Annotated in this window: 11 protein-coding genes; 2 read left to right on the forward strand and 9 right to left on the reverse strand. The window is 57.4% G+C overall.

Annotated features, from left to right (window positions below; genetic code table 11):
* Positions 1 to 48 precede the first annotated feature (48 nt).
* Entirely contained in the window at positions 49 to 699 is a 651-nt protein-coding gene (rlmE, locus tag AB3G88_RS24035; RefSeq protein ID WP_003235041.1) for a 23S rRNA (uridine(2552)-2'-O)-methyltransferase RlmE, read from the reverse strand.
* Between the two features lie 105 nt (positions 700 to 804).
* Between rlmE and AB3G88_RS24040 the strand changes: the two genes are divergently transcribed.
* Positions 805 to 1,113 (forward strand): YhbY family RNA-binding protein, encoded by a 309-nt coding sequence (locus tag AB3G88_RS24040; RefSeq protein ID WP_480451945.1) that lies wholly within the window; start codon positions 805 to 807, stop codon positions 1,111 to 1,113.
* 8 nt (positions 1,114 to 1,121) lie between these two features.
* On the opposite strand, the gene AB3G88_RS24045 is transcribed toward AB3G88_RS24040, so the two are convergent.
* From AB3G88_RS24045 to grpE, 8 genes are all read right to left on the reverse strand, one after another.
* The gene (locus tag AB3G88_RS24045) at positions 1,122 to 1,526 is read right to left on the reverse strand and encodes an MFS transporter (RefSeq protein WP_112196765.1); all 405 of its coding nucleotides are present in this window, start codon (positions 1,524 to 1,526) and stop codon (positions 1,122 to 1,124) included.
* 28 nt (positions 1,527 to 1,554) lie between these two features.
* On the reverse strand, positions 1,555 to 2,031 hold the full coding sequence (gene greA / locus AB3G88_RS24050) for a transcription elongation factor GreA (protein ID WP_122307124.1): 477 nt from the start codon (positions 2,029 to 2,031) through the stop codon (positions 1,555 to 1,557).
* Positions 2,028 to 5,249, reverse strand: coding sequence for a carbamoyl-phosphate synthase large subunit (gene carB, locus AB3G88_RS24055; protein WP_099584786.1), 3,222 nt, complete (start codon positions 5,247 to 5,249; stop codon positions 2,028 to 2,030). Before carB ends, greA begins: the two co-directional genes overlap by 4 nt.
* Before the next feature lie 105 nt (positions 5,250 to 5,354).
* The gene (carA, locus tag AB3G88_RS24060; RefSeq protein ID WP_099584785.1) at positions 5,355 to 6,491 is read right to left on the reverse strand and encodes a glutamine-hydrolyzing carbamoyl-phosphate synthase small subunit; all 1,137 of its coding nucleotides are present in this window, start codon (positions 6,489 to 6,491) and stop codon (positions 5,355 to 5,357) included.
* 259 nt (positions 6,492 to 6,750) lie between these two features.
* Positions 6,751 to 7,557: a 4-hydroxy-tetrahydrodipicolinate reductase gene (dapB, locus tag AB3G88_RS24065; protein WP_099584784.1), complete on the reverse strand. Its 807-nt coding sequence runs from the start codon at positions 7,555 to 7,557 to the stop codon at positions 6,751 to 6,753.
* Between the two features lie 10 nt (positions 7,558 to 7,567).
* Positions 7,568 to 8,692, reverse strand: a complete 1,125-nt coding sequence (gene dnaJ / locus AB3G88_RS24070; RefSeq protein ID WP_015885930.1) for a molecular chaperone DnaJ — start codon at positions 8,690 to 8,692, stop codon at positions 7,568 to 7,570.
* 318 nt (positions 8,693 to 9,010) lie between these two features.
* Positions 9,011 to 10,927 carry a molecular chaperone DnaK gene (dnaK, locus tag AB3G88_RS24075; protein ID WP_480451949.1) on the reverse strand — a complete coding sequence of 639 codons (1,917 nt, stop codon included), beginning with the start codon at positions 10,925 to 10,927 and terminating at the stop codon, positions 9,011 to 9,013.
* A gap of 102 nt (positions 10,928 to 11,029) precedes the next feature.
* Positions 11,030 to 11,590: a nucleotide exchange factor GrpE gene (gene grpE / locus AB3G88_RS24080; protein ID WP_094951702.1), complete on the reverse strand. Its 561-nt coding sequence runs from the start codon at positions 11,588 to 11,590 to the stop codon at positions 11,030 to 11,032.
* Between the two features lie 254 nt (positions 11,591 to 11,844).
* On the opposite strand from grpE, the gene recN reads away from it, so the two are divergent.
* Positions 11,845 to 13,518: a DNA repair protein RecN gene (gene recN, locus AB3G88_RS24085; RefSeq protein ID WP_112196768.1), complete on the forward strand. Its 1,674-nt coding sequence runs from the start codon at positions 11,845 to 11,847 to the stop codon at positions 13,516 to 13,518.
* Positions 13,519 to 13,594: the final 76 nt, after the last annotated feature.

Here is a 13,594-nt window from a genome sequence, read left to right on the forward strand (position 1 = left end):
TTCGTGACGAAAGCGATATAAAAAAACCTATCACCCTCCTCGAATAAATCAAAAACGCTCTTCGCTCGCCGCACCTTCAACCCCGCGGAACCCACGGCACAGCAGGTATTGCTCACGAGAACGGTCTCGGGACGAGTCTGGCTTGCGAGTTTGCACCTTGTCGAACAGCTTGCGAATGTTCTTGTGATACTCGTCAAAACCTTCGCCCTGGAAGACTTTCACAAGGAAATCTCCACCGGGACGCAACACCCGACCCGCCAAATCCAGCGCCAGTTCGCAGAGGAACATGGCTCGCGGCATATCGACGGCCGGTAATCCACTCATATTGGGGGCCATGTCGGAAATCACAAGGTCTACCTGCGAATTTCCCACAGCCTCCAGGATCTCGGCCAACACCGAGTCCTGGGTGAAGTCGCCGTGTACGAAGGTCACATCCGGGATGCTGTCCATCTCAAGGATGTCGGAGGCGATCAACCGGCCTTGCCCACCAATCAGACGACTGGTCACCTGGGACCAACCACCTGGAGCGGCACCCAGATCGATAACGCTCATGCCCGGACGGATCAATTTGTCCTTGTCCTGGATCTCCAGGAGCTTGTAGCTGGCCCGCGAACGGTACCCGTCCTTTTGCGCCTTTTTGACGTAAGGATCGTTGAAATGCTCTTGCAGCCACTTAAGGCTAGTTTTGGAACGGGCCACGGGCCACCTCGAAAATAAAACGGGTCGTGATTAACTGGGCGGTCCCGGACTCGCTCGGGTAAACTGGCCGCCGCTTTTTACAAGATCAGACGCAGGGGTCAGATTATGCCGCTCACTCAAGAGCAGAAGAAACAGTACAAATCCATTGGCCACCATCTGAAACCAGTTCTGATTGTGGCAGACAACGGTTTGACTGAAGGTGTGTTAGCCGAACTTGAACGCGCATTGGGCGATCATGAACTGATCAAGATCAAGGTCAACATCCTTGACCGCGAAGCGCGCCTGGCCGCCATTGCAGAACTGTGCAAGGTTGGCAAAGCGGACCTGGTTCAGGTCATCGGCAAGATGGCGCTGCTGTATCGCAAGAACTTCAGCGTCAACAAGCAACTGTTGAACGTGCATCGCTTCAAATGACACAAGGGTCACGGGCGTGCTTTGCGCGCCCTGCCACTCCATCCTGGCGCGGGCTGTACAACCAGCACCAGGCCGGAGAACCCTAATACAAGATAGCTGAATAGCTGCCAGCGCAACGCTTCCGGCAGCCACACATGCACGATGCAAAACATTGCACACGCATACAGCGCCATCAACAGCAGTTGGCCGCGAATATCCCGCCACAAACTCCCCAAGCCCTCGGCCTTGACCAGCACCAATGCCTGAAGGGTCACGCACGCTGCTGCAAAACCCACCAGCAACGCACTCAGTAATCCATCGATCTCATCGATCAGCAACGGAGCCAAGCCAATAAGGCCCAGCGCCGGCAGCACACCAATGTGCAGCAACCACAGGCCACCCACCCAAAGCATCTGGGCAAGCTGCCAAAGCATGGCGCCCGCACGAAGCGGGCGCCGCCTTTCAGACGTGGCGAACTTCAACAATCTCGTACTCGATCACGCCACCGGGTGTTTTTACAGCCACCACATCACCCTCTTCCTTGGCAATCAAGGCGCGGGCCAGCGGCGAACCGACGGAGATTTTTCCGAGCTTAAAGTCAGCTTCGTCTTCGCCAACGATATGGTAAGTCACGCGCTCGTCAGTCTCCACATTGGCGATTTCGACGGTGGTACCGAAGATCACTTTGCCAGTGTGAGGAATGCTCGTAACGTCGATGACGACCTGATTCTGGATCCGGCCTTCAATGTCACGGATCCGCGCCTCAACCATACCCTGCTGCTCGCGAGCAGCGTGGTATTCAGCATTTTCCTTCAGGTCACCCAGCTCGCGGGCCGTACCGATGTCCTGGCTCAGCTTCGGACGGACGACCTTGGTCAGATGAGCGTGCTCCTCTTCCAGGGCCTTTGCGCCCTGGACGGTCATTGGGTATTTGATCATGCCTTCAATCCTGCGTGTAGATCCTGCAAGCGGCGTACGGTTTTTTCCGGACCGAACTTGAGCGCTTCACAGATAGCTTCGCCAGCAGCAATGGTGGTGGTGCAGTAGATCTTGTGCTGCAAGGCATTACGACGAATGGAGTAGGAGTCCGCGATCGACTGACGACCTTCAGTGGTATTGATGATCAGCGTGACTTCGTCATTCTTGATCATGTCGACCACGTGCGGACGGCCTTCCGTCACCTTGTTTACGCGACGCACTTTCAGGCCCGCCGCTTCGATCAGCTTGGCAGTACCGGCAGTAGCCACGACTTCAAAGCCCAAGTTGATCAGATCACGGGCAACACCTGCAACCAGTGGCTTGTCGTCATCACGCACACTGATAAACGCAGTACCGCCGGTCGGCAGCACTTCGCTGGCACCCATCTGAGCCTTGGCGAACGCTTCACCGAAGGTATCGCCCACGCCCATCACTTCACCGGTGGACTTCATCTCTGGGCCCAGGATCGGGTCCACACCAGGGAATTTGGCGAATGGGAACACTGCCTCTTTCACGCTGTAGAAGTTCGGAATGATTTCCTTGGTGAAGCCGATTTCCTTCAGGGTCTTACCGGCCATTACACGGGCAGCGATCATCGCCAGGGACACACCGATGCACTTGGACACGAACGGTACGGTACGCGAAGCACGTGGGTTGACTTCGATGACGTAGATGTCTTCGCCTTGCAGCGCCAACTGAACGTTCATCAAGCCGACCACGCCCAATTCCAGGGCCATTTTCTTGACCTGCTCGCGCATCTCGTCCTGGATGTGCAGCGGCAACGAGTACGGCGGCAGCGAGCACGCGGAGTCACCGGAGTGAACGCCCGCCTGTTCGATGTGCTGCATGATCGCGCCGATCACTACATCAGTGCCGTCGCAAACCGCGTCCACGTCCATTTCAATGGCGCAGTTGAGGAAGTGATCCAGCAGCACAGGGCTGTCATTGGACACTTTCACTGCATCGCGCAGGTAACGCTTGAGTTCTTCTTCTTCGTAGACGATTTCCATCGCCCGGCCGCCCAGCACGTAGGACGGACGCACCACCAGCGGGTAGCCGATCTTGCTGGCTGCGCGGATAGCTTCGTCTTCGCTGCGCACGGTAGCGTTTGGCGGCTGACGCAGGTTCAGGCGCTCAACCATTTGCTGGAAACGCTCACGGTCTTCAGCACGGTCGATAGCGTCCGGGCTGGTGCCGATGATTGGCACACCGGCAGCTTCCAGAGCGCGTGCCAATTTCAGCGGAGTTTGGCCGCCGTACTGCACGATCACGCCTTTTGGCTTCTCGACGCGACAGATTTCCAGCACGTCTTCCAGCGTAACCGGCTCGAAGTACAAGCGGTCGGAAGTGTCGTAGTCAGTGGAAACGGTTTCTGGGTTGCAGTTGACCATGATGGTCTCGTACCCGTCTTCGCGCAGGGCGAGAGCGGCGTGTACGCAGCAGTAGTCGAACTCGATGCCCTGGCCGATACGGTTTGGACCGCCACCCAGGATGATGATCTTGTCGCGACCCGACGGTGCGGCCTCGCACTCCTCCTCGTAGGTGGAGTACAGGTACGCGGTGTCGGTGGCGAACTCTGCAGCGCAGGTGTCAACGCGCTTATAGACCGGAAAGATATCCAGCTTGTGGCGATGCGTACGCAGGTTCTTCTCGGTCACGCCCAGCAGCTTGGCCAGACGCTGGTCGGAGAAGCCTTTGCGCTTGAGGCGGAACATCAGGTCGCGGTCGATAGAGGAAAGACCGAGGGTCTTGACCTTCTCTTCTTCCTTGATCAGATCTTCGATCTGTACCAGGAACCACGGATCGATCATGTTCATGCCGAAGATATCTTCGACGGTCATGCCGGCGCGGAAAGCATCGGCCACGTACCAGATACGCTCAGCGCCCGGAACGGTCAGCTCGCGTTTGAGCACGCTCATGCTTTCCGGGTTGCTCAGGTCGAGCTTCTCGTCCAGACCGCAAACGCCCACTTCCAGGCCACGCAGGGCTTTCTGCAGGGATTCCTGGAAGGTCCGGCCGATGGCCATGACTTCACCGACCGACTTCATCTGAGTGGTCAGGCGGGCATCGGCTTTCGGGAATTTCTCGAAAGCGAAGCGTGGCAGCTTGGTGACGACGTAGTCGATCGACGGCTCGAAGGACGCCGGCGTAGCGCCGCCAGTGATTTCGTTCTGCAATTCGTCCAGGGTGTAACCGATCGCCAGCTTGGCTGCGATGCGCGCAATCGGGAAGCCGGTAGCTTTCGATGCCAGCGCCGAAGAACGCGATACACGCGGGTTCATCTCGATCACGACCATACGGCCTGTGTCCGGGCAGATACCGAACTGAACGTTGGAACCGCCGGTTTCAACGCCGATCTCACGCAGTACCGCCAACGAGGCGTTACGCATGATCTGGTATTCCTTGTCCGTCAGGGTCTGTGCCGGAGCAACGGTGATCGAGTCACCGGTGTGCACGCCCATCGGGTCAAAGTTTTCGATGGAGCAGACGATGATGCAGTTGTCCTTTTTGTCGCGGACAACTTCCATCTCGTACTCTTTCCAGCCGATCAGGGATTCGTCGATCAGCAGCTCTTTGGTCGGCGACAGGTCCAGACCACGCGCGCAAATCTCTTCGAACTCTTCACGGTTGTAAGCAATACCGCCACCCGTGCCGCCCATGGTGAAGGACGGACGGATGATGCACGGGAAGCCCAGCTTTTCGAGAACCGCGTTGGCCTCTTCCATGCTGTGGGCGATACCGGAACGCGGGCAATCAAGGCCGATGGACTTCATGGCCTTATCGAAACGCGAGCGGTCTTCAGCTTTGTCGATGGTGTCGGCATTGGCGCCGATCATCTCTACGCCGAACTTTTCCAGAACGCCTTCGCGCTCCAGGTCCAGCGCGCAGTTCAGTGCGGTCTGGCCACCCATGGTTGGCAGCAGGGCGTCCGGACGCTCTTTTTCGATGATCTTGGCAACGGTTTGCCACTTGATCGGCTCGATGTAGGTGGCGTCGGCCATGTCCGGGTCGGTCATGATGGTGGCCGGGTTGGAGTTCACCAGGATGACGCGGTAGCCCTCTTCGCGCAGGGCTTTACAGGCCTGGGCGCCGGAGTAGTCGAATTCGCAGGCCTGGCCGATCACGATCGGGCCAGCGCCGAGAATCAGGATGCTTTTTATGTCTGTACGTTTTGGCATGGGTTTGTCACTCAAATCCGCAGGTCAGTCGGCAAGCCGTCTTGAACAATCTTTGAAGAGCCTGCAGGGGCCACCGGGATTCGGGGCCGCCCGCAGGCCGCTCAGTCAGCGTCGCTTGGCCATCTCATTGATGAAACGGTCGAACAGCGGCGCTACGTCGTTCGGGCCCGGGCTCGCTTCAGGGTGGCCCTGGAAGCTGAACGCGCTCTTGTCGGTGCGTTCGATGCCTTGCAGGGAGCCGTCGAACAGCGACTTGTGAATTGCGCGGACGTTGCCCGGCAAGCTCGCTTCATCCACCGCAAAACCGTGGTTCTGGCTGGTGATCATCACGACGCCAGTGTCCAGGTCTTGCACTGGGTGGTTGGCACCGTGATGGCCGTGACCCATTTTCAGGGTCTTGGCGCCGGAAGCCAGTGCCAATAGTTGGTGGCCCAGGCAGATACCGAACACCGGAATCTCGGTTTCCAGCACTTCCTTGATGGCCTGGATGGCGTAGTCGCAAGGCTCCGGATCACCCGGACCGTTGGACAGGAACACACCGTCCGGCTGCAAGGCCAGCACATCGCTAGCAGGGGTTTGCGCAGGCACCACAGTCACGCGGCAACCGCGCTCAACCAGCATGCGCAGGATGTTGTACTTCACACCGTAGTCGTACGCGACCACATGGTAAGGCAACTCGCTGGCTTCGATGGTCGCGTGGCTGTCGGTCTTCAAGTCCCAGACAGTGGAGCGCCATTCGTACTTCTCTTTGACGCTGACGACCTTCGCCAGGTCCATGCCCTTCAAGCCAGGGAAGCCTTGCGCTGCGGCAATCGCCGCGTCTTCGGAAATATTGTCACCGACCATGATGCAGCCGTTCTGCGAGCCTTTTTCACGCAGGATGCGTGTGAGGCGGCGCGTATCGATACCGGCGATCGCCACAACATTGTTGGCTTTCAGGTAATCGGACAGCGACATCGTGTTACGCCAGTTGCTCGCAACCAGTGGCAGGTCACGAATCACCAGACCGGCCGACCAGACACGATCAGACTCGACGTCTTCCGGTGTAGTACCGGTATTGCCGATGTGTGGATAGGTCAGGGTAACGATCTGTTGGGCGTAGGAAGGATCGGTAAGGATTTCCTGATAGCCGGTCATGGCAGTGTTAAACACTACCTCTCCAACGGTTTGACCGTCGGCTCCAATGGCTTCGCCGCGAAAAATGCTGCCATCAGCAAGGGCGAGTATGGCTGGCTTAGTCAAGAAGACCTCCCGTAAATAAAGCCTGAAAGGGCGATCGCAGGTTGTAAAAAAGCGGAGTGACGTATGGACACGTCACCCCGCTTCTTCACTGAATTATTCTGCGCGCTTTTAGTGGACACACTAAAGCTGTAGCTTACAGAAAAAGGCTTTTTGGGTCCACCGCTAATGAGCCTTAAAGGCAGGAGAATGCGACAGGACGTCGCTTAGCGGGTAAAAACGGGGCCTTATGATAATCCTGAGGCCCCGTTTTAGCTACTGATTAGTGCAGTTCCAGCACATCGCGCATGTCATACAGACCCGCATCACGACCTTCCAACCAGAGCGCAGCGCGCACCGCACCCTTGGCGAACGTCATGCGACTGGAAGCTTTGTGCGTGATTTCCAGGCGCTCGCCTTCAGTAGCGAAGAGCACGGTGTGATCACCTACGACATCACCACCACGAACGGTCGCAAAACCAATAGTGTCACGGGCGCGCGCACCGGTATGGCCTTCGCGACCGTAAACCGCCACCTTGGACAGGTCGCGTCCCAGCGCATCAGCAATAGCCTCGCCCATGCGCAGCGCGGTACCCGACGGCGCATCGATCTTGTGACGGTGATGCGTTTCGATAATCTCGATATCCGCTTCATCACCCAGCACGCGCGCGGCCAGATCCAGCAACTTGAGCGACAGGTTTACGCCGACACTGAAGTTGGCAGCAAAGACGACAGGGATATCCTTGCCCGCCTCCACCAGCAACTGCTTCTGCTCGGCAGTCAAACCCGTAGTACCGATCACCATCGCCTTGCCCGCCTTTCGGCAGAAGGCGAGATTTTTCAGCATCACTTCCGGCAACGTGAAGTCGATCAGCACGTCGAATTCATCCGCCACCTGCTCCAGGTTGCCGGACAACGACACACCGATACGACCCAGTGAAGCCAACTCACCCGCATCCGCACCAATCAATGTGCTGCCAGGACGAACAATCGCCGCAGTCAGCCCGGAGGCTGGAGAACGCTGCTGCACCGCTTCGACCAGCGTCTTGCCCATGCGCCCGGCAGCGCCCATTACGGCTATACGTCGCATATTCACTTCCTTACAGATCGCCGAAGAAGCGCTTCACACCATCGAAAAAGCCCGTGGTTTTCGGCGAGTGAGAGTCATCGCCTTCCAACGAACTGCGGAACTCTTCAAGCAGTTCACGCTGACGGCGACCCAGGTTGACCGGAGTTTCCACCGCCACACGGCACATCAGGTCGCCAGCACCGCCACCGCGCACTGGCGCTACGCCCTTGCCACGAATGCGGAACTGTTTACCCGTCTGCGTCCCCTCAGGGATCTTCAGCTTGACCCGACCATCAAGGGTCGGAATCTCCAACTCACCGCCCAAGGCAGCATCGACAAAACTGATCGGCACTTCGCAGAACAGGTGCTTGCCGTCACGCTGGAAGATCGAGTGCTCGCGCACATTGATCACCACGTACAGATCACCCGTTGGACCGCCCTGAGTACCCGCCTCGCCCTCGCCAGACAGGCGAATGCGATCACCGGTATCCACGCCCGCCGGCACTTTCACCGAAAGGGTCTTGTACTCTTCGACACGGCCTTCGCCGTGGCAGGAGTCGCACGGATCGGAAATGATCTTGCCCTGGCCATGGCAACGCGGGCAGGTCTGCTGCACCGAGAAGAAACCCTGCTGCATACGGACCTGGCCAATACCGCCGCACGTCGGGCAAGTAATCGGCGAGGAGCCTTTCTTGGCACCCGAACCATCACACGGCTTGCAGTTGACCAGCGTCGGCACGCGAATGTTGACGCTTGTGCCGCGAACAGCTTCTTCCAGGTTCAGCTCCAGCGTGTAGCGCAAGTCGCTGCCACGCTGGGCACCACCGCGCTGACCACCCCGACCACCGCCAAAGAAGTCACTGAATACGTCACCGAAAATATCGGAGAAGTTCTGACCGCCAAAACCGGCACCGCCGCCGCCCATACTTGGGTCGACACCAGCATGGCCATACTGGTCGTAGGCCGCACGCTTGTTGGGATCAGACAGACATTCGTAGGCCTCGTTGGCCTCTTTGAACATTTCTTCGGATTCTTTGCTATCCGGATTACGGTCCGGGTGGTGCTTCATCGCCAGGCGCCGGTAAGCCTTTTTCAGGTCCGCCTCGCTGGAGCCGCGCTCCACACCCAACACTTCGTAATAGTCACGCTTTGCCATAAGTCTTTGCACTCTTAAGGACGTTCAGCCAGACCCTCCTGAGCCTGACTAAACTCGTTGAGCCCCAATACAGGCCCGGACCCAACTCACGTCAATTCAACGATCCTGGTCATTACTACCTTTTAGCCAGGGACCCGGCCAAAAACGCGGTATTTAATGCTCGGAAAGCAGGAGCATCCCCGATCACACCGCCAGCATCCGAGCGTTGTCGCATGCTGTAAAAATTCACATACCCCAGACACGCCAACGCGGGAGCAAGCTCCCGCGCGGCGACATCCTACCAGTCACCGCTTGATAGCGGTCAACCGGGCGACCAACTTACTTGGTCTCTTTGACTTCTTCGAACTCGGCATCGACAGCGTCATCGTGCTTGCCTTCAGGCTCTGCCTGTTGCGCAGCACCTTCAGCTGGCTGGCCTTGCTCGGCATACATCTTCTGGGCAACCGGTGCGGAGACTTTGGACAGCTCCTCAATCTTGGCATCGATAGCAGCCTTGTCGTCGCCTTTAACAGCGGCTTCCAGGGCAACCACGGCGGCTTCGATTGCAGTTTTCTCTTCAGCGGTCACTTTCTCGCCGGCATCGGCGATCATTTTACGTGTCGAGTGCACCAGTGCATCACCCTGGTTACGGGCGCCGGCCAGCTCTGCGAACTTTGCATCTGCATCAGCGTTGGCTTCAGCATCACGAATCATCTGTTGAATTTCTTCATCAGACAGACCGGAGTTGGCCTTGATGGTGATCTTCTGCTCTTTGCCGGTAGCCTTGTCTTTCGCGCCGACGTGCAGGATGCCGTTGGCGTCGATGTCGAAAGTCACTTCAATTTGCGGCACGCCACGAGGTGCTGGTGGAATCTCAGCCAGGTCGAACTTGCCCAGGGACTTGTTTTGGGCAGCTTGCTTACGCTCACCTTGAAGCACGTGAATGGTCACAGCGCCTTGATTGTCATCGGCAGTCGAGAACACCTGGGATTTCTTGGTAGGAATCGTGGTGTTTTTCTCGATCAGCGCAGTCATCACGCCACCCATGGTTTCGATACCCAGGGTCAGCGGACTGACGTCCAGCAGCAGCACGTCTTTCACGTCACCAGCCAATACCGCACCCTGGATGGCAGCCCCCATGGCAACTGCTTCGTCCGGGTTTACGTCTTTACGCGCTTCTTTACCAAAGAACTCGGTAACCAGCTTCTGAACCAGCGGCATACGGGTCTGACCGCCTACCAGGATCACGTCGTTGATTGCACCAACGTCGATACCGGAGTCTTTCAGCGCAATGCGGCAAGGCTCGATGGTGCGTTGAACCAGATCTTCGACCAGCGCTTCCAACTTGGCGCGAGAAATCTTCACGTTCAAGTGCTTAGGACCGGTAGCGTCTGCAGTGATGTAAGGCAGGTTGACGTCGGTCGACTGAGCGGAAGACAGCTCGATCTTGGCTTTTTCAGCAGCTTCTTTCAGGCGCTGCATTGCCAGCGGGTCACCCTTGAGGTTCATGCCGCTTTCTTTCTTGAATTCGTCAACGAGGTAGTCGATCAGACGAATGTCAAAGTCTTCACCGCCCAGGAAAGTGTCGCCGTTAGTAGCCAACACTTCGAACTGGTGCTCGCCGTCAACTTCGGCAATTTCGATCACGGAAACGTCAAAGGTACCGCCACCCAGGTCATAAACGATCACAGTGTGGTCGCCTTTGGCCTTGTCCATACCGTAAGCCAGAGCGGCTGCAGTTGGCTCGTTGATGATACGTTTTACGTCCAGGCCAGCGATGCGGCCGGCGTCTTTGGTCGCCTGGCGCTGGCTGTCGTTGAAGTAGGCTGGAACGGTGATTACCGCTTCAGTCACTGCTTCGCCCAAGTAGTCTTCGGCGGTTTTCTTCATCTTTTTCAAGATTTCAGCCGAAATTTGTGGCGGCGACATTTTCTGGCCGTTCACTTCAACCCAGGCGTCACCGTTGTCAGCCTTGGCGATTTTGTACGGAACCATCTTGATGTCTTTCTGTACGACTTCTTCGTCGAACTTACGACCGATCAGGCGCTTTACCGCGTACAAAGTGTTGTGCGGGTTGGTTACAGCCTGACGCTTGGCCGACTGACCAACGAGGATCTCACCGTCGTTGGCGTAAGCAATGATCGACGGCGTGGTACGCGCGCCTTCGGCGTTCTCGATTACTTTTGCAACGCCGTTTTCCAGCACGGAGACGCAGGAGTTGGTGGTCCCCAGGTCAATACCGATAATTTTGCCCATGATTTACTCTCCCGAAACTTGAATTTGGTTGCCGCAGCAGTGGTGGCTAACTGCGGTAGCACTTAAACGCTTGACTTATAAATGGGGGCCTTGCGGCGAATTTCAAGCCTGCTCATCAATAGAAGGTGCAACAGGTGCAGGAGCCTTGCTCACCACTACCATTGCCGGACGCAGCAGGCGACCGTTGAGCTGGTAACCCTTCTGGAACACCTTCAACACACTGTTGGGTTCCAGGTCATGGCTTTCCTGCATGGCCATTGCCTGGTGATGCTCAGCGTTGAACGGTTCACCGCCTTGCGGATCGATGGCTTCGAGCTGATAACGCTTCAGGGTGTCCTGGAACATTTTCAGGGTGAGCTCGATCCCTTCGCGCATCGGGCGGATGTTTTCGTCATCCGGGTTGGACAATTCAAGGCCACGCTCCAGGCTGTCGATGATCGGCAGCAAGTCATTGGCGAATTTTTCAAGCGCGAATTTGTGAGCTTTCTCTACATCCTGCTCGGCACGGCGGCGGACGTTCTGCAGATCGGCGGCAACACGCAAAGACTGATCCTGCGCAGCGGCCAATTGCTCTTCGAGCACTTGCACACGGGTCGCCAGTTCATCACCGACAGCCGAATTGGCGTCTGGAGTTTGCGTATCCTGCGTCTGTTCGTCAGCCATAGATTTCTCCTTTCAAAATCATGCGCGAACTCAACTCGCGCTTCTGTTCCGGTATATGGGGCCACAATTTCCAGCTTCAAGGGCGCAAGCGTTACCAAAAGTCTTTCGCCTGCCGCAGATCAATTCCCGCACCACCATTCTTCTTTGCACTAAAAAACCTCCTCGACCGAGCAAATTGAGCTAAGCATCAGGATTGTCAGCCCCAAACAAAACACTGTATAAATAACCAGACCTAAAGCCTGGGAGCGGCCGTCATGCTCGTGCACCTGTCCGTACATAACTACGCCATCGTTGAACATCTGGATCTCGAACTGGATCGCGGGATGAGCGTAATCACAGGCGAAACCGGCGCCGGCAAGTCGATCATGCTCGACGCCCTGGGCCTGACCCTGGGCGACCGCGCCGATAGTGGCGTGGTACGTCCCGGCGCCGACAAGGCCGACATCCTGGCCACCTTCGACCTGGCGGACATCCCAGAAGCCGAAGCCTGGCTGGCCGAGCGCGACCTCAACAATGACGGCCCCTGCATTCTGCGCCGAGTCATCACCGCCGAAGGCCGCTCACGCGGCTATATCAACGGAACACCGTGCCCCCTTGGCGACCTGAAAGCCCTCGGTGAATTGCTGATCGACATCCATAGCCAGCATGAACACCAGTCCCTGCTGAAAACCGACACCCACCGCCGCCTGCTCGACGAATACGCCGGCGCCACAGACCTTGCCCGGCAGGTGCAACTGGCTGCCCAGCGCTGGCGGCAGACCCGCCAGGAGCTGGAACGCCTATCCAACTCCGGCGACGAGCAACGTGCTCGCCATCAACTGCTCAGTTATCAGCTTGAAGAACTCGAAAGCCTGGGCCTTGGCGAGACCGAGCTGGAACAACTGGAGCAGGAGCACAAAAACCTCACCAACGCCGAAACCCTGCTGGGTATCTGCCGCCAAGTGGTAGAGCAATGCAGCGAGAGCGATTCCGGAAACGTGCTCAACGCGCTCACGGCCAGCCTCAACCGGCTGTCCAGCGTTAACAATGCTTCAGGCTCGCTGAGTGAGGCCACCACCCTATTGACCAGTGCACAAATCCAGGTCGAAGAAGCCGTCGGTGAACTCAACCGCTTCCTGGATCACTTCGATGCCGACCCGGCGCGCCTGCAGGAAATAGAAGAACGCCTCGATACCATCTATACCCTGGCGCGCAAACATCGAATCCAGCCCACCGAAGTGGCAACCATGCAGCAAAAGCTGCTGGATGAAATCGAAACCCTGAACGCGAATGACGAATCCATTGAGCGACTAGGCGAAGAACTCGGCTCTTTTGCCCGCCACTATCAGGAGAAGGCCCGCGAACTGAGCGATCTACGCCAGCAAGCCGCCAGCAGCCTGGCCCACGCCGTTGAACAGGAAATTCAGCGCCTGGGCATGCCGGGAGGACGCTTCACCATCGAGCTGCGCGCCAACTCCAATAATGAATTGCAACCTCACGGCCTGGAGCAGGTTGAACTACTGGTCAGCGCCAACCCTGGGCAACCGCTCAAGGCTCTGGCAAAAGTCGCGTCCGGTGGTGAGCTTTCGCGCATCAGCCTGGCGATCCAGGTGATTACTGCGCAGACGTCACGGGTGCCTACTCTGGTGTTCGATGAAGTGGATGTAGGCATTGGAGGTCCGACTGCGGAAATTGTTGGTCAGTTGTTGCGTCGCCTGGGAGATCGAGGCCAGGTACTGACGGTCACCCACTTGCCACAAGTGGCAGCACAGGGCCATCAACACTTATTTGTGCACAAGGTGCGGGGCAATGATGCAACACACACCGCGGTATCCAAGCTGAACAAGTCGGAACGCGTGGAAGAAGTGGCCCGAATGCTCGGCGGGATCGATCTGACCAAGGAGTCTTTGGCGCACGCGAAGAAAATGGTTGTCGCCACCAAGGCTTGAGCCGAACTTTTCTTGATATAGAAAGCACGAAGGCGACCCTAGGGTCGCCTTCGATCGTTTCGCAGAGCCATTCTGC

This window comes from Pseudomonas arvensis (genome assembly GCF_056688935.1).